The sequence below is a fragment of the Streptomyces sp. NBC_00457 genome (assembly GCF_036014015.1).
Taxonomy (GTDB): Bacteria; Actinomycetota; Actinomycetes; order Streptomycetales; family Streptomycetaceae; genus Streptomyces.
Genome location: NZ_CP107905.1, coordinates 9173030 through 9190588, shown reverse-complemented (window position 1 = coordinate 9190588; position 17559 = coordinate 9173030). Strand labels below are relative to the sequence as shown.

Annotated in this window: 12 protein-coding genes; 10 read left to right on the top strand and 2 right to left on the bottom strand. The window is 68.8% G+C overall.

Annotated features, from left to right (window positions below; all coding sequences use genetic code 11):
* The first annotated feature begins 108 nt into the window (after window positions 1-108).
* On the top strand, window positions 109-1632 hold the full coding sequence (gene exaC, locus OG828_RS42075; protein ID WP_328504109.1) for an acetaldehyde dehydrogenase ExaC: 1524 nt from the start codon (window positions 109-111) through the stop codon (window positions 1630-1632).
* 68 nt (window positions 1633-1700) lie between these two features.
* Here exaC and OG828_RS42070 read toward each other — a convergent pair whose 3' ends face one another.
* A complete protein-coding gene (locus OG828_RS42070) occupies window positions 1701-3008 on the bottom strand; it encodes an RICIN domain-containing protein (protein ID WP_328372606.1) in 1308 nt (435 codons plus the stop codon).
* Between the two features lie 99 nt (window positions 3009-3107).
* Entirely contained in the window at window positions 3108-4538 is a 1431-nt protein-coding gene (locus tag OG828_RS42065; RefSeq protein ID WP_328504108.1) for an endo-1,4-beta-xylanase, read from the bottom strand.
* 715 nt (window positions 4539-5253) lie between these two features.
* Here OG828_RS42065 and OG828_RS42060 point away from each other — a divergent pair.
* From OG828_RS42060 to OG828_RS42020, 9 genes are all read left to right on the top strand, one after another.
* Complete coding sequence (locus tag OG828_RS42060; protein ID WP_328369074.1) at window positions 5254-6729, top strand: non-reducing end alpha-L-arabinofuranosidase family hydrolase; 1476 nt, start codon at window positions 5254-5256, stop codon at window positions 6727-6729.
* A gap of 227 nt (window positions 6730-6956) precedes the next feature.
* Complete coding sequence (locus tag OG828_RS42055) at window positions 6957-7583, top strand: hypothetical protein (RefSeq protein ID WP_328504107.1); 627 nt, start codon at window positions 6957-6959, stop codon at window positions 7581-7583.
* A gap of 42 nt (window positions 7584-7625) precedes the next feature.
* Window positions 7626-8435, top strand: coding sequence for a universal stress protein (locus tag OG828_RS42050; protein WP_328504106.1), 810 nt, complete (start codon window positions 7626-7628; stop codon window positions 8433-8435).
* 97 nt (window positions 8436-8532) lie between these two features.
* Window positions 8533-9582: an NAD(P)-dependent alcohol dehydrogenase gene (locus OG828_RS42045; RefSeq protein ID WP_328441807.1), complete on the top strand. Its 1050-nt coding sequence runs from the start codon at window positions 8533-8535 to the stop codon at window positions 9580-9582.
* 53 nt (window positions 9583-9635) lie between these two features.
* Entirely contained in the window at window positions 9636-11465 is a 1830-nt protein-coding gene (locus OG828_RS42040) for a glycoside hydrolase family 15 protein (protein ID WP_328504105.1), read from the top strand.
* Window positions 11462-12892 carry a glucose-6-phosphate dehydrogenase gene (locus tag OG828_RS42035; protein WP_328504104.1) on the top strand — a complete coding sequence of 477 codons (1431 nt, stop codon included), beginning with the start codon at window positions 11462-11464 and terminating at the stop codon, window positions 12890-12892. Before OG828_RS42040 ends, OG828_RS42035 begins: the two co-directional genes overlap by 4 nt.
* Entirely contained in the window at window positions 12892-13416 is a 525-nt protein-coding gene (locus OG828_RS42030) for a gluconokinase (protein ID WP_328504103.1), read from the top strand. Before OG828_RS42035 ends, OG828_RS42030 begins: the two co-directional genes overlap by 1 nt.
* A gap of 118 nt (window positions 13417-13534) precedes the next feature.
* The gene (locus OG828_RS42025) at window positions 13535-13951 is read left to right on the top strand and encodes a DUF7144 family membrane protein (RefSeq protein WP_328504102.1); all 417 of its coding nucleotides are present in this window, start codon (window positions 13535-13537) and stop codon (window positions 13949-13951) included.
* Between the two features lie 137 nt (window positions 13952-14088).
* Entirely contained in the window at window positions 14089-17379 is a 3291-nt protein-coding gene (locus OG828_RS42020) for a S8 family peptidase (protein WP_328504101.1), read from the top strand.
* The last annotated feature ends 180 nt before the right edge of the window (window positions 17380-17559 follow it).

Genomic DNA, 17559 nt, shown 5'->3' with positions numbered 1-17559 from the left:
GGCTCACCTCAGCACCGGCCACGCAACGTACTCGCAACGTCCGCGTCCCTACCCTCGCGCCGAGAGCTGCCCAATGGCGGGCAGCGCAGCTCCGGGAGGCAGAGCACCATGACCCGTTACACGGCGCCCGGCACAGAGGGCGCGATCGTCTCCTACCAGGCGCGCTACGACCACTTCATCGGTGGCGAGTGGGTGCCGCCGATCCGCGGGCAGTACTTCGAGAACCCCTCGCCGGTGAACGGGCAGCCGTTCACGGAGGTCGCGCGCGGCACCGCGGAGGACGTGGAGCGGGCGCTCGACGCGGCGCACGCGGCCGCTCCTTCCTGGGGCCGCATGTCGGTGACCGAGCGGTCCGACATCCTGCTCAAGATCGCCGACCGTATGGCGGCGCATCTGGAGCCGCTGGCGGTCGCCGAGAGCTGGGAGAACGGCAAGCCGGTCCGCGAGACCCTCGCCGCCGACATCCCGCTCGCCATCGACCACTTCCGCTACTTCGCGGGCACGATCCGCTCCCAGGAAGGCTCGCTGGGCGAGCTCGACGACGACACGGTGGCGTACCACTTCCATGAACCGCTGGGCGTCGTGGCGCAGATCATCCCCTGGAACTTCCCCATCCTCATGGCGACTTGGAAGCTCGCACCCGCGCTCGCCGCGGGCAACGCGGTCGTCATCAAGCCCGCCGAGCAGACCCCGGCCTCCATCCACTACTGGATGAGCCTGATCGCGGACCTGTTGCCGCCTGGTGTGGTGAACATCGTCAACGGCTTCGGCGTGGAGGCCGGCAAGCCGCTCGCGTCGAGCCCGCGGGTGGCGAAGGTGGCGTTCACGGGCGAGACGACGACGGGGCGGCTGATCATGCAGTACGCCTCCGAGAACATCAAGCCGGTCACACTGGAACTCGGTGGCAAGTCGCCGAACATCTTCTTCGACGACGTATGGGCGCAGGACGACGACTTCCGTGACAAGGCGCTCGAGGGCTTCACTATGTTCGCGCTCAACCAGGGCGAGGTGTGCACCTGTCCTTCGCGGGCGCTCGTGCAGCAGGGCCACTACAGCGAGTTCCTCGACGCGGCCGTCGCCCGCACCGAGCAGATCAAGGCCGGTCACCCGCTCGACACCGAGACGATGATCGGCGCCCAGGCCTCCAACGACCAGCTGGAGAAGATCCTCTCCTATCTGGACATCGGCCAGCAGGAGGGCGCCAAGGTGCTGACGGGTGGTCATCGCATCGAGTACGACGGCGAGTTGGCGGGCGGCTACTACGTCCAGCCGACGATCTTCCAGGGCGACAACCGGATGCGGATCTTCCAGGAAGAGATCTTCGGCCCGGTCGTCTCGGTCACGTCGTTCGCCGACTTCGACGACGCCATCAAGATCGCCAACGACACGCTGTACGGGCTCGGGGCCGGCGTATGGACGCGGGACATGAACACGGCGTACCGCGCGGGCCGTTCGATCCAGGCGGGCCGGGTGTGGACGAACTGCTACCACGCGTACCCGGCACACGCGGCGTTCGGCGGCTACAAGCAGTCCGGCATCGGCCGCGAGAACCACAAGATGATGCTGGAGCACTACCAGCAGACGAAGAACCTCCTCGTCTCCTACTCGCCGAGGAAGCTGGGCTTCTTCTAGAGCCATGGGACAGATGTCGGCGGAGTGGAGCCAGGGTGATCCTGGCTCCACTCCTTGGTGCGGGGGTGTCACTGGAACTGTGCGAAGAACCTCCAGATCTCTGCCTTGGTCCAGGTGGTGACGCCGCTTTCGCCGCCGGAGCCGTCGACCGGACCGGGTCCATGGCCTCCGTCGAACGCGGCCCATTGGACCGGGTATCCGGCACGGCAGCCCGAGTAGGTGGTGGTGATGTGCGTTCGGCTGCCCGGCGCGGGCTCGCGCGGGCTTTGGGCGGTGCAGCCGTTGTTGGCGACGAACTTGTCGCGCAGGGACCGTCCTTGCCCGATGTTGAGGACGTTGTCGCTGATGCCGTGGATTCCGAAGTAGGCGATCGGCTGGGTGCCGCCGCTGCATCCGCTGATCTGGGCGCCGGAGATGACCGCGACGGCCCTGAAGGCGTTCGCCCGGCTGCATGCGAGTGCGTAGCTCATACCGCCGCCCCAGCTGAATCCGGTGGCGAAACGCTGTGCCGGGTTGACGCAGAGACCGCCCTCGATGCGCCGGATCATGTCGTCGACGAAGGTGACGTCCTCACCGCCCGAATTGGCCCAGCCGTTGCCGAGGCCCTGGGGCGCGACGAGGATCGCGTCGTTGTTCGACTGCTCCTGTTGGCCGTAGTAGGACCAGGCGCTCCCGCTCGTTCCACCCGAGGCGACTTCGCCGGCGGTTCCGCCCCGCCAGTGGAACGCGAAGATCAGCCGGTAGCGGTGGCTGTTGTCGTAGTTGGCGGGAACCCTGAGGATGAAGCTGCGGCTCTTGCCGCCGCTCTGGATCGTGTGCGTGCCGCTCGTCAGAGTCGGGGCGCTGCCGCATCCGCCATTGCCGCCGCCATCGGACGACAGCTTGACCATCTGCCATTGCTGGTTGGCGCCGCCCCAGTCGGAGTACTGGACGACGTTGCCGCCGTCGGCGGTTGAGGCGCCCTGCACCTCCACCGCCTTGCTGCTGGTGCGGTTGATCAGCCTGACGTGGCCCGCGTCGGAGTCGGCCAGGCGGAACTGCTGGTTGGCCCCGTTGTGGTCGGCCCACTGCTGGAGCGCGGCACCGTCCGCGGTCGAGGAGCCGGCCACGTCGAGAACCTTGCCCGAATGCCGGGCCTTGAGGCGGTAGAAGCCGCCGCCGGAGTCCACGAACTGCCACTGCTGGTTGGCTCCGTCGTGGCGCGTCCACTGGCTGACCCGCGCGCCGTCGGCGGTGGACGTGCCGGAGACGTCCAGCGCCTTGCCGCTGTTGCGGTTGACCAGGACGTACCAGGCGTTGGTGTCCACCGTCGCCGCCTCGGCGGGCGCGGGATTCACCGCGGTGAGCATGCCGATCGCGAGGGTCGCGGCCAGCACGGCGGCGATCCGGGACCACCAGCGATGTCTGCGTGGAGGGGCGGCGGGAGCCGCACCATAGGTCTTCATCGACTCACCCTTTCGTCTGTGGCAGGTCCATCAGGCGCGGGTCCAGCGCTGGTTGCTGCCGTTCGAGCAGGAGTAGAGCTGGATCAGGGTGCCGTTGGCGGTACTGCCTCCGACGGCGTCGAGACAGAGGCCGGACTGGACTCCGACGATGGATCCGTCAGAGTTGAGGCGCCACTTCTGGTTGTCGCCGCCCCAGCAGCTGTAGATCTGGACTCTGGCGCCATTGCCGGTGCCGCCGGCGTCCAGGCACTTGTTGCCGTAGACCCTGAGCTCACCCGCGGCGGTGTGCGTCCACTGCTGATTGGTGCCGTTGTTGCAGTCCCAGAGCTGGACCTGGGTGCCGTCGGCGGTGCTGGAGTTCGGCACGTCCAGGCAGCGGCCCGAACCGACACCCTTGGTCTGTCCGGCATTCCCAGGAGGCGTGGAGGTGCCGCCGTTGAGTGCGTTGAGGACGGCGGTGTAGGCGGGCTTCTTGCTGCCGTCGTTGTTGAACAGCAGCGGCGTGTGCTGCGGTCGCCAGGAGTCGCTGTCGCGCACACCCCAGACGGTGATGCCGAGGCAGCGCGGGACGGCCAGGCAGTCGTTGGTCACGCTGGCGTAGGTGTTGACAGAGGCGCCCTGGATGTCGAGCTCGGTGATGGCCACATCCACGCCGAGGGCGGCGAAACTCTGCAGGGTGGTGCGGAAGTTGCTGTTGTACGGGCTGTCGTTGTTGAAGTGGGCCTGGAAGCCGACGCAGTCGATCGGGACGCCGCGCTGTTTGAAGTCGCGGACCATGTTGTACATGGCCTGGGTCTTGGCCCAGGTCCAGTTCTCGACGTTGTAGTCGTTGTAGCAGAGCTTGGCGGCCGGGTCGGCGGCGCGGGCCGTGCGGAAGGCGACCTCGATCCAGTCGTTGCCGGTGCGCTGCAGGTTGGAGTCGCGCCGGGCTCCCGAATTACCGTCGGCGAAGGCCTCGTTCACGACGTCCCACTGCGCGATCTTGCCCTTGTAGTGGGCCATCACGCCGTTGATGTGGCCGATCATCGCCTGGCGCAGGTTGCTGCCGCTGAGGCTCTGCATCCAGCCGGGCTGCTGCGAGTGCCAGGCCAGGGTGTGGCCGCGCACCTGCTTGCCGTTCTGCACCGCCCAGTTGTAGACGCGGTCACCGGCGGTGAAGTTGAACTGGCCCCGCTGCGGTTCGGTGGCGTCGATCTTCATCTCGTTCTCGGCCGTCACCGAGTTGAACTCACGGTTCGCGATCGACGTGTATGTCGAGTCGCCCAGCCTGCCCGAGGCGATGGCGGTGCCGAAGTAACGGCCGCTCTGCGCCGCAGCGGCACCGAGCGTGGTCTCGGCGGCCTGTGCGGGCGGCGGCGCGGCCAGCGCACCGGCCGTGCCGAGGGCGCCGACGAGCAGCGCCAACAGCAGGCCGCGGATCTTCCGGCGGACGGGGGGTCTGGGGAGGGCATACGAGCCCATGGCTTTCCTCCAAAGTAGAAATCACGGAAGGACCGAAGCGCGAAGGACTGAAGCGCAGGGGAATGCGCCGTCCGCTCCCACGCGGCAGACGGACGGGTCGGGGCGGGGCTGGCCGGAACCCGGGCAGCACGGAATCACCGGACTCCGCGTTGTTTCGACACAGGCATGGGGGTACCTCCATCGCGGCTCAGCCGGGAGACCGCCACGCGGCGTCGCACACCTCTCCGACTACGCGAAGAGCCATGCGTGGGTGCGAGCCTCACCGGAACGAAAACGGGTGGCGCGGGTGCTTTGGTGCGCGGATCTGTCGTGCGGCTGTACGCGGATCTGCCGTGCGGCTCAAATTGCTCAGGGCCAACGCGGTTCGATATCTCGAACTATGGCCGCTTCCCCAGGCGGGGTTGATGGGATGATTGAGGCGTTGACGATGGATCGTCAATACTCCCCGCACAAGAAGTTTCGGTTCCTTGTCCGAAACTTTCTGACCGAGCCGGGTGATTCCGGTCGAAGCGACGCCTTGTCCAGTCCAAAGGGGGAGGCGCTGTTTGTGGACAGATCGGCGTGAGGCCTTGACCAGAGAGCCTCGTATTCCTAGCTTGTGGCGTCACAGCATCCGGGAATTTCTTCGAAACATTCGAGATTGCTCTGTCCTCCGAGACATCCACTCCGCGGCTCACCGGGGTCACTTCACCCCGCCCCCAAAGGAGGCTCTCTGATGTGGCTTCGCCACCCGTCGTCCCCAGTCCGCCTAAGACGCTTACTCGCCGTCCTCGCACCCTTGCTGCTCGTGGCCACCTTCCTCGGCGCCCAGCCCGCCAATGCGGCGACCGTCGACCCCAACGCCTCATATGTGCTGGTCAACCGCAACAGCGGAAAGGCCCTGGACGTCTACAACCTGGCGACCAATGACGGCGCCCGCATCACCCAATGGGCCAGGAACGACCAGAACCAGCAGCAGTGGCAGTTCGTCGACGCCGGCGGCGGCTACTACCGCATCAAGTCCCGCCACTCCGGCAAGGTGCTGGACGTCCACAACTTCTCGACCGCCAACGGCGGCTCGGTCGTCCAGTGGGCCGACCTGAACGGCACCAACCAGCAGTTCCGGCTGGCCGACAGCTCGGACGGCTACGTGCGGCTCATCGCGCGCCACAGCAACAAGGCCCTCGAAGTACAAGGCGGCTCTACCGCCGACAACGCGAACATCGTCCAGTACGACGACTGGGGTGGCACCAACCAGCAGTGGCAGCTGGTCAAGGTCGGCAGCGGTAACCCCGGCCAGTGCGATCTTCCGTCGAGCTACCGCTGGTCATCGACGGGCGCGCTGGCGCAGCCCAGGGCCGGGTGGGCCTCGCTCAAGGACTTCACCGTCGTCCCCTACAACGGCAGGCACCTCGTCTACGCGACGACGCACGGCGTGGGCCAGGGATCGGGCTGGGGCTCGATGAACTTCGGCCTGTTCACCAACTGGCCGGAGATGGGCTCGGCCAGCCAGAACGCGATGTCGAACTCCACCGTCGCGCCCACGCTCTTCTACTTCGCGCCGAAGAACATCTGGGTGCTCGCCTACCAGTGGGGCCGGACCCAGTTCGCCTACCGGACGTCGAGCGACCCCACCAACCCGAATGGCTGGTCAGCGGAGCAGCCGCTCTTCTCCGGAAGCCTCCCCGACTCCGGAACAGGACCCATCGACCAGACGCTCATCGCTGACGGCTCGAACATGTACCTGTTCTTCGCCGGTGACAACGGCAAGATCTACCGGGCCAGCATGCCGATCGGGAACTTCCCGAGCAGTTTCGGCTCGTCGTACACAACGATCATGAGCGATACGAGGAACAACCTGTTCGAGGCCCCGCAGGTCTACAAGCTCCAGGGCCAGAACCGCTACCTCATGATCGTCGAGGCGATCGGCTCGCAGGGCCGCTACTTCCGCTCGTTCACGGCCACCAGTCTGAACGGCTCATGGACACCTCAGGCCGCGACCGAGAGCAACCCCTTCGCCGGCAAGGCCAACAGTGGTGCAACCTGGACCAACGACATCAGCCACGGCGAACTGATCCGCACCACCGCCGATCAGACCTTCACCGTCGATCCCTGCAACCTGCAGCTCCTCTACCAGGGACGCGACCCCAACTCCGGCGGCGACTACGGCCAATGGCCCTACCGTCCCGGTCTGCTGACACGGCAGCGCTGACGGAGTGCCACGAGTCCGGCTCTCGTATGGAGTCGGTGCGGCGGGCTCGGCGGAAGGCCGAGCCCGCCCGGGCCCGTCTTGTGACTGGACCTCGATGACGGACCGGGCCCTGCCCAGCTCGGCCTCCAGTCATTGCTGCCATACGAACGGCCCAAGCCGAATCGACGTGCCGCCGGCGTGGCGCCGACGATGGAGGGGATCCATCCGGCGGGCGCAAGGACGACAGCATGCTGCGAGACCACCCCGGCCGCGTGAGCAGGGCCGGCCACCGAGCCCTCGTGGCGGCACTCGGCTGTGTCCTGTCCGCCGTTGCCATCACTGGATGCGGCGACGACGGGGACAGCGGCTCCACGCCCGCGCCGACTACGAGTAGCCCCCGTACCGCATCCTTCTCCGGATTGCCGCCGTCGGCGCTGGCCTCCGAGGCGGCTTCGGCGATCGCCTCCGCTCATGCTTCGGCCTCGGCGGCGGCCTCCTCGGCGTCTGTCCGCGCCTCTGAGTTCGAGGCCTCCGTCGAGGCTGAGGCCGCCCGCGCCGGTGCCGCGGCGCAGGAGGCGCTCAAGGATGTCGAGGGACGCGGCAACGCGGTGTCCGAAGTCGGTATGAAGGGCCTGCCCAGGAACGAGACGAGCGGGCTGCTCGCCGTGCTGGTCACGATCACCAACAAGACGGACGCCAGGGCCTCGTACGCCGTGCGGATCGACTTCGAGGATTCGTCCGGAAAGGTCGTCGAGACGAGTTTCGTCGGCGCGGAGAACCTCGACCCGGGCGAGAAGCAGCAGCCCATCGCCTTCAGCCGGCAGCCCGCGGACGCGCAACTCACTCCCCGTCTCGCCAAGGCACAGCGGTACTGACGTCGCGCGTGGGATCGAGCCATATCGAGCCATGGAGGAGTGATGGGCAACCTGGTGGTGGTGGGAACGGACGGCTCGTCGTCGAGTTTCGCCGCGGTGGAGACGGCCGCCAGGGAGGCTCGGCGGCGGCGTGCGGAACTGCGCGTGGTGTACGCCCTCAACTGGCCGGTCAGACCCATGTACGCGCCGCTGGACACCACGCCGCTCAATCGCCTGGTCAGCGAGGCCGCGGACAGTGCGCGCGGCGTGGCCCCGGAGGTGACGGTCACGGAGGCCATGGAGCCCGGCGACACGGTGTCGGTGCTGGAGGCCGAGTCGCAGGCGGCGGAGCTGCTGGTCGTGGGTGCGCGCGGGGTGGGCGGCTTCATCGGCATGCTGCTGGGATCGACGGCGGCGTCCCTGACGGCCCACAGCCGGTGCCCGGTGATGGTGGCCCGTGAGGATTCGGCCGACGCCGGTCCGATCGTGCTGTGCGTCGACGGCTCCCCTGCGGGTGAGGCGGCGGTCGAGTTCGCCTTTGCGGAGGCGGCGCTGCGCGGAGCCGAGGTCGCCGCCTTGCACGTATGGCTCCCGGATCACGCGCCGGCCGGTACGGGCGTCGAGCCTGCGGAGCGGTTGCTGGCCCAGGCGCTCGCCGGGCACGCCGAGAAGCATCCGGATGTCCGGGTCAACCGCGAGGTGGCCAGTGGCGAAGCCCGGGAGGTGCTGATCGAGAGGAGCAGGAACGCCCAGCTCGTGGTCGTCGGAGCCCGGGGGCGCGGCGGGTTCGCGGGTCTGCTCCTGGGCTCGGTGAGTCAGGCGCTGCTGCACCACGCGCACAGTTCCGTCGTGGTCGTCCGCGGCCAGGCGTGATCAGGCGTGTCGGCGGCGAGCCGCGACACGGTGATGCTGCCGGAGCCGTAGGAGCCGTAGTCAACAGAGCAACGCACCGACAGGAGGGACGAAGAAATTGAAGGCATTCGTGATGAAGGAAATCGGGCGTGTGGGGTTCATGGAAAAGCCGGTTCCGCCACTGGGTCCCGGCGACGCGCTCGTGCGGACGACCCGGGCCCTCATCTGTACGTCCGACTCCCATACCGTCCAGGGCGGCATCGGTCCCAGGGAGGACCTGACGCTGGGCCATGAGGCAGTAGGTGTCGTGGATTCCATTGGCAGCGAGGTAAGAGACTTCCAGCCCGGCGACCGTGTGCTGGTCGGCGCCATCACTCCCGACTGGGGCGACCTGGCTTCCCAGAACGGCTACCCGTCGCAGTCCGGCGCGCCGCTCGGAGGCTTCAAGTTCGCGAATTCGAAGGACGGAGTCTTTGCCGAGTATTTCCACGTGAACGACGCCGATGCCAATCTCGCGAAAATCCCTGACGATATCTCGGACGCGGCGGCCGTCTACTGCGCCGACATGATCTCCACCGGGTTCATGGGCGCGGAGCACGGAAACATTCCGATGGGCGGGACCGTGGCCGTCCTCGCGCAGGGGCCCGTCGGTCTGATGGCGACAGCCGGGGCCAGGCTCCGTGGCGCGGGACTCGTCATCGGGGTCGAATCGGTCCCCAGCCGGCAGAAACTCGCGCGGATGTACGGCGCGGACGAGATCGTCGATTTCTCCAAGGAGGACGTTGTCCAGCGGGTCCTTGAGCTGACCCATGGGCAGGGGGTCGACACCGCCATCGAGGCGCTCGGCGCGGACGTGACCTTCCAGACCGCCGTCAAGATCACCAAGCCCGGCGGCACGATCTCCAACACCGGCTACTTCGGCGAAGGCGAATTCGTGCGCATCCCGCGCGTCGAATGGGGCGTCGGCATGGCCGACAAGACGATCGCGACGGGACTCTGCCCCGGCGGAAGACTGCGCATGGAGCGACTTCTGCAGGCGCTGCGGACAGAGCGCGTCGATCCCTCGCACATGACGACCCACGAGTTCCGCTTCGATGACATGGAACGAGCCTTCGAGGTCGCGGACAAGAAGCTCGAAGACGTCGTGAAGGTGATGATCACCTTCTAGAAGTCCTCGTCTGGAAGTCCTCTTCTAGACGCCCCCCTTGGAAGCGAGGCGGCATGCACGATCCCGATCCACCGTTCCGGCCGGTCCGCAGGCGGGAGGGTTACCTGCCGCTGGAGGACCTGGGCCTCATCGGGGACGGCACGACCACCGCGCTGGTGGGCCTGGACGGCTCGATCTCGTGGATGTGCCTGCCCCGGTTCGATGCCGAACCTCTGTTCTGCGGCTTGTTGGACCACGCACGAGGCGGGCATTTCACGCTGGCGCCGGAGGATGTGGTGGAGGCGCGACAGCGCTACGAACCGGACACCGGCGTCCTGACGACCGAACTGCGCAGCCCCACCGGCCTGGTGCGCGTCACCGATGCGCTGACCCTGCGCACCGGCGCCGACCTCACCGATGACACACCCGCCGACCGATCCGAACTCGTGCGCTCGGCGGTCGTACTGGCCGGGCACGTCCGCCTGCGAGCCGATCTGGAGCCCCGCGGCGGCGCGCAGACGCGGAACCTGTTCAGCGGACTGGAAGTGCGACCGCTCCGGCGGCCGGACCTGCGACTCCATCTACGCTCCAACCGCCCCCTGACCGGCCTGCGCAGCACACACGACCTGCACCAGGGCGAGCGCCTCGATCTCGTCTTGTCCTGGGGCCGCTTCCATCGTCACCACCGCCTCGACACCGACGCGATGCTGCGGGCGACCGCCGACGCATGGCGCCGCTGGATGACGCATTTCGCCTACGACGGTCCCGAGGAACCCCTGGTCAGGCGCTCCGCGATCACACTGAAACTGTGCGACGACTGGGCCAACGGCTCGCTGGTCGCGGCCCCCACCTCCTCCTTGCCCGCACCGATCGGCGGCATCCGCAACTGGGACTACCGCTACGCCTGGATCCGCGACGCCGCCTACGCCGTGTTCGCCCTGCGCCGCATCGGCTTCCGCGGTGAGGCCGACGCCTTCCTCGGCTGGGTTCTCGACGCCTTCGAATACAGCGGACAGCCCCGGATCATGTACGACCTGCGGGGTGGTCTGGTGCCGGACGAGGTCGAGGACAGCGAACTGGAGGGCTACCAGCGCTCGGCCCCGGTGCGCTGGGGCAACGGAGCGGCCGACCAGCGCCAGCATGACGTCTACGGCGAGATTCTGGACTGCGCCGACCAGTGGCTGCGCTCCGGCGGCGAGATCCAGACCGAGCTGTGGGCGAGCCTGGCCCATCTGGCCGACGCCGCTGAGCGGGCCTGGCGCCAGCCGGACCAGGGCATCTGGGAAGTACGCAGTGAGGGCCGGGTGTTCACGTACTCGGCCGGGCTGTGCCAGGTGGCCCTGGACCGGGCCGCACAGATGGGTGAGCGGCTCGGCCTGCCCGGGCGGATCACACAGTGGCGCGCCGCGGCCGGTCAACTGCGCCGGCTCATCCTGGAGCAGTCCTGGGACGAGGACGCGCAGACCCTCAGCGCCCACCTGGACGGCGGCGGCCTTCTCGACGCCAGCCTGCTCGCGCTCCCGCTGCGCCATGTGGTGCCGGCTGATCACCCACGGATGGTGGCGACCACCAACGCCATCGCCGATCGCCTGTCAGCGGGTGACGGGCTGCTCTACCGATATCTGCACAAGGAGTCCCCCGATGGTCTGGCCGGCGACGAGGGCGCCTTCGTGCTCTGCAGCTTCTGGCTGGTCGACAACCTGATCGGCCAGGGCCGGATCCAGGACGCCGAAGAGCTGTATGCCTCGTTGTGCGCCCGGGCGAGCCCGCTGGGACTGCTGTCGGAGCAGATCAACCCGGTCACAGGAGAGTTCATGGGCAACTTCCCTCAAGCGTTCAGCCACATCGGGATCATCGCCAGTGGCGTGAACCTCGCCCGAGCGAAGGCAGGTACGCAAGGATGATCGACCGGCTGACCGTATTCGGCGCGACTGGCGACCTCACCGCGCGCTACCTGCTGCCCGCGCTGGCCGCCCTCCAGGCGGCCGGACGCCTCGGCGACCGGCTGCAGTTGACCGGCGCAAGCAGGGAGGACTGGAGCAGCGAGCAGTACCGGGAGTGGATCGCCGCCCAGCTCGACCGTCATGGGGGACCCGGTCCGGCCGATGCCAAGGCAGCGATCGCGGCCTCGGCCCGATACGTGCGGTGCGACGTCACCGACCCCGCCGATGTCGCCGCGGCGATCGCCGGTGACGGCCCGGTCGCGGTCTACCTCGCCCTCCCCCCGGCACTCTTCCCCCGCGTGGTCACGGCGCTGCATGAGGCAGGTCTGCCGGAGGGCAGCCGGATCGTGTTGGAGAAGCCGTTCGGCGAAGACCTGGCCGGCGCGCAGGAACTCAACCGGCTGCTCGCGGACCTCGTGCCGGAGCAGGCGGTGTTCCGGGTCGACCACTTCCTGGCGATGACGACGGTCCAGAACGTACTCGGCAGCCGCCTGGCCAACCGCGTGCTGGAGCCGATCTGGAACAGCACCCACATCGCCGAAGTGGAGATCGTGTGGGACGAGACCCTCACGCTGGAAGGCAGGGCCGGCTACTACGACCACGTCGGGGCGTTCAAGGACATGATCCAGAACCATCTCCTGCAGCTGCTCTGCCTCGTGGCCATGGAGCCGCCCGTCACCCTCGGCGAGCGGGACCTGCGGGACCGCAAGGTCGATGTACTGCGATCCGTGCGGCCGCTGGCCGAGCAGGACGTCGTGCACCGCACGCGGCGCGCACGCTATCTGCCCGGCAGAATCGGCGAGCGCGACATTCCCGCCTACGTCGACGAGAAGGGCGTCAGCCCGCAGCGCCGTACCGAGACCTTCGCCGAGGTGGAACTGGAACTGGACAGCTGGCGCTGGGCCGGTACCACGTTCCGGCTCCGCAGCGGCAAAGCGCTCGGGGCGGATCGCAAGGAGGTGGCGGTGCGCTTCCGCGCCGTACCTCACCTGCCCTTCGGCCACAGCGGGGAAGCCCTGCCCAACGTGCTCCGCTTCGGGCTCGAACCGGAAGGGCTGACCCTGGATCTGACGGGCATCGGTGCGCATGCCGACGAGCTGACTCCGCTCTCGCTGACCGCGGACATGGAACCGCCGGGCCTGCCTGCCTACGGGCGGCTCCTGCTGGACGTCCTGAGGGGGGATCCCGCCCTGTCCATCCGCGGCGACGAGGCAGAGGAGGCGTGGCGGGTCCTCGAACCCGTACTGTCCGCCTGGGAGAGGGACCTTGTCCCGCTGGAGGAGTACCCGGCCGGTTCGGAAGGTCCACCCGCACGTCAGCGGTACGCGGACCGCCAACGGCAGCGAGAGGCCCTGCTCCACGGTCAAGCGCCTCCAGACAGCGCGTGATGTCCCCCAGTAGCGAGCCCCGCACCGCGTGCATCGTGGTCATGGGAGTCGCCGGCACCGGCAAGTCCACGGTGGGCCGACTGCTCGCCAAGCGGCTGGGCATCCCCTTCGCGGAGGCGGACGACCTGCACCCGCCGGCCAACATCACGAAGATGTCGGCCGGTGTCCCGCTCGACGACGCGGACCGTCAACCCTGGCTGGAGTCCATCGGCCGCCGGCTGCGCGAACGGGACGCGGCCGGCACCGGCTGCGTGGTCTCCTGCTCCGCGCTGAAGCGGCGCTACCGTGACGCGCTCCGGGCGGCCTGTCCTCACGCGTTCTTCCTCCACCTGACAGCCCGCCCCGAGTTGCTGGCGGAGCGGATCGGCCACCGCACGGGACACTTCATGCCCGAGGTGCTGCTCGACTCGCAGCTCGCCACCCTCGAGCCCCTCGAACCGGACGAGCGAGGAGCCGAGTTGGACGCCACACCCGACCCGGACACCATCGTCGACATGGCTACGGCCGTACTGCCGACTTCCTGACCCGGGTTCCCCGGCATGCCCCTACGCGGTGTCCCTCACCCGGACAGCCCGCTGAAGTCGCCGGATGCAGGCGGTGGGGGAAGGCTGAGACCATCGATACAGCGGAAAGGGCCGTGGCATGGCACAGTCAACCGGCGGGGTCCGGAAGCCCCAGAGCGGCGCAGAGCTGATGGGCGGGGGCCTCGCCCTCTTCGCCGGCTGGGCGCTGGAGTTGAGCGGGACGCTCAGCATCCTTCTCGGCGTCGTCGGCGTCACCCGCGACACCCTCTTCAGCTCGCCCGACTACACCTATGAGTTCAGCCTGACGGCCTGGGGCTGGATCCACATCGTCATCGGCATCGGGCTCGTCGCCGCCGGCCTGGGAGTACTGCTCGGCAAAGCCTGGGGCGCAGGGGCCGGCGCGGCACTGGCGGCGATCAGCCTGATCACCCAGTTCATGTTCATCCCCTTCTATCCCCTGTGGTCGATCAGCGTGATGACACTCGACCTCCTCACCCTCTGGGCATTGGCCAGGTCCACAGTGGTGGACGACTAGGACCGGCTGACCACTCGTCACTGAGAACCGAACCCGTCGCACGTGCGTGATAGCGGAGAACGCATTGACGTGCACATAAAGGCGGGGGAACGCGAGTGGGATCGACAGTACGCGCGAGAACGGCGGCAGTTGCCGTCTTGACGGCCGGGGCGCTGCTCACGTCGGCGGTATCGGCCGGCGGCCTGCCGGCGCGAGGCGTCGGCTCCGCCGCACAGGAGGGATCGAAGCCGCCGGCGACCGTCACGTTGGTCACCGGTGACCGTGTGGATGTCGGATCCGACGGCCAGGTCGTTCGGCTGGTGCGCGCCAAGGGCCGCGAGGAGCTCGGCTTCTCGGTGCGGCGCGAGGCCGGCCACACGTACGTCGTCCCGCAGGACGCCCTGCGCCTGGCCGCCGACGGCGTGCTCGACCGGCGGCTCTTCGACGTCGCACAGTTGGTCCGGGACGGGTACGACGACGCGCACCGCACCACACTGCCGCTGATCGTCGGCTACCGGCAAGACAGCGCCGGAACAAGGGACTTGACCGTCGGCGGCGACCCGTTCGCGGGCGTGGTCGTCCGGGAGCGCCGTGCGCTGCCCGCGGTCGACGGGGAGGCCTTCGAGGCGCCCAAGTCCGGTGCGCCCGCGCTGTGGGCGGCCGTCACAGGCCGCGCTTCGGCGCGTACGTCAGGAGGTACGGCCGCCCTCGCGCGGCCCGTCGCCCATGTCTGGCTGGACGCGAAGGTCCGGGGCACCCTGGCCGAGAGCGTGCCGCATATCGGTACGGCCGCCATGTGGGAGTCGGGCTACACCGGCAAGGGCATCAAGGTGGCGGTCCTGGACTCGGGCGTGGACGAGACCCACCCGGACCTCGCGGGCGTAGAGGTGGCGCAGAAGAACTTCAGCGAGTCCCCCGTGGTCAAGGACCGCTTCGGGCACGGAACGCACGTGGCCTCCATCCTCGCCGGAAGCGGTGCGAAGTCCGGCGGCCGCTACAAGGGCGTGGCGCCCGGCGTGCAGGTGCTGGACGGCAAGGTCCTGGGCGATGACAACTTCGGATCCACCTCCGGCATCGTCGCCGGCATGCAGTGGGCCGTCGACCAGGGCGCGCGGGTGGTCAACATGAGTCTGGGCGCCCTCGACTCGCCAGAGGTCGACCCGATGGAGGCGGCCATCGCCCGGCTCTCCGGCAAGGCCCTGTTCGTGGTGGCCGCGGGCAACTCGGGCGACGGTCCCCGGAGCATCTGGTCGCCCGGCAGCGCCCCCGCGGCGCTCACCGTAGGCGCCGTGGACAAGCAGGACCAGATCGCCGACTTCTCCAGCCGCGGCCCCAACCTCGACGGCACGCCCAAGCCGGACATCACCGGACCGGGCGTGGACATCACCGCCGCTCTGACCACGCAGGGCGAAGAGCCCCCGGGTGACGGCTACGTGGAGCACGGCGGCACGTCGATGGCCTCCCCGCACGTCGCGGGCGCCGCCGCCCTGGTGCTCCAGCAGCACCCGGACTGGAGCGGAGCCCGGCTGAAGGCGCTGCTGACCGGTTCGGCCAAGCCCAATCCGCTGCTGAACGCCCATCAGCAGGGCGCGGGCCGGGTGGACTTGGCGCGCGCCGCCACTGCCGTGGTCGTCTCCGAGCCCGGCTCCCTCGGCTTCGGCACGCACGCCTGGCCGCACGCCGACGACCGACCGGCTGCCAAGACCCTCACCTACCGCAACCACGGCACCCGGCCCGTCACCCTGCGGCTGAGTGCCTCCGGAGCCGACCCGTCGGGCGGCCCCGCCCCGGCCGGCATGTTCACCGTCAAGGACACCCAGCTCACTGTTCCGGCCGGAGGCACCGCGAAGACCACCGTCACCGCCGACACGCGCAAGGGCACCGTCGACGGCGTCTTCGGCGGCACGGTACTGGCGTCGGGAGGCGGCCAGCAGGTGCGTACCGGTCTCGTGGTCGAACGGGAGGTGGAGTCGTACGACGTCACAGTGCGGCACATCGACGCCGACGGCGCGAACCCGGCCACCTACACGACGATGATCACCCCGGGTGACGGGCTCGGCAGCCCCCTGGAGCTCCCGTACCGCGCGAACGGCACGGTGGTCCAGCGGCTGCCCAAGGGGTCGTACCAGCTGGAGAGCCTGGTCTTCGCCCGCGACAACGAGCTGGGCTTCTTCGTCCAGCCGGTTCTGGAAGTGAACAAGAACGTCACGGTCACGCTCGACTCCCGCAAAGCCAAGCCGCTCGCCGTGAAGGCCCCGGATCCGGCCGCGAAACTCGTCACTTCCACCGTCGGCTACTACGACCTCTCTGTGGGAGCGTTCAACTCCTGGTCCACCAACGGGGTGCCGCCGATCCGCACCGCCGCCCTCGGTCCGGCGTCCGACACGATGCGGGCCCAGTTCAACGGCGTATGGCAGAAGCCCGGCACGAACGTCGACTACCGGCTCGCCTTCAACCGCAAGGGGAGCTTCTTCACCGGCCTGAACCGCACCGTCACCCGGGCCGAGGTCGCCGAGGTGAAGCTCGGCTTCGGCGCCTCCGTCACCGGGGCGAAGGGCCTGGTCCACATCACGCCGCTGGACGACCTCGGGAGCGGCGTCGGCATACCGGACCCGGAGGAGCAGAAGCTGCCGCGGACCACCACGCACTACCTCAGTACGGCCGGGGTGCGCTGGTCCTGGACGGCCGCACAGCTCGACTCCCGCAGCGAGGTGCGCATGCAGTACACGAAGAAGGAGGTGACCTACAAGCCGGGCTCCAGCCAGGCGCTGAGGTTCAACACCGGTGTGGTCGGCCCCGATCTCGCGGCGGGCGGTCCCGATGAGCAAGGCGCCCATCGGACCGGCGACTACATCGACGCCAAAATCCCGCTGTTCAACGACGGCAGCGGTAACCCCGGGTCCTCGATCGTCACCCGCGGCTTCGCCCGGCTGGAATCCGGCGGGCGGATCCTCGGCGAGGGCCCGGCCACGGAATGGCTGAGCGCCGAAGTCCCCGCCGCCTCCGGCGTGTACCGCCTGACGGTCGAGGCGGCCCGCTCCGCCGCGGACACCTCCACCAGTACGAAGGTGGCAGGGGTGTGGACGTTCACCTCGGCCCGGCCGACGTCGGACGACACGGTCAAGCTGCCGCTGTCGACGGTGCGGCTCGCGCCGAAGCTGAGCCTGCACGGGACGGCTCCGGCGGGCAGCACGCTCAAGGTGCCGCTGAAGCTGAGCGGCGCGGCCGCCGCGTCCGGGCGGGTCGCCGCGCTGACCGTGAGGGTCTCCTACGACGGCGGCAGGTCCTGGAAGCCGCTCACCGTGACGACCGACGCGCGGGGCGCGCGCTCGGTGAGCGTGAAGCACCCGGCGATCGCCAAGGCCGTGTCCTTCCGGGTGGACCTGAAGGACACGGGGGGCAACACCGTACGGGAGACGATCACGAACGCTTACCGGCTCACTCCGTGAGGTGACCCCGAGACGGTGACCGTCACCCGCTGACGATGACCCCTCCGGCCTGGTCCCCGCACCTGCGGGGACCAGGCCGGCTCGCACTGCGCGGCAGGGAACAGCGAAAACCCGAACGCACCGGTCGGAGCGCCGTGGAACGGGGGCCGATCTAGGCTGGAAGCAGCCGCTGGAAACCAG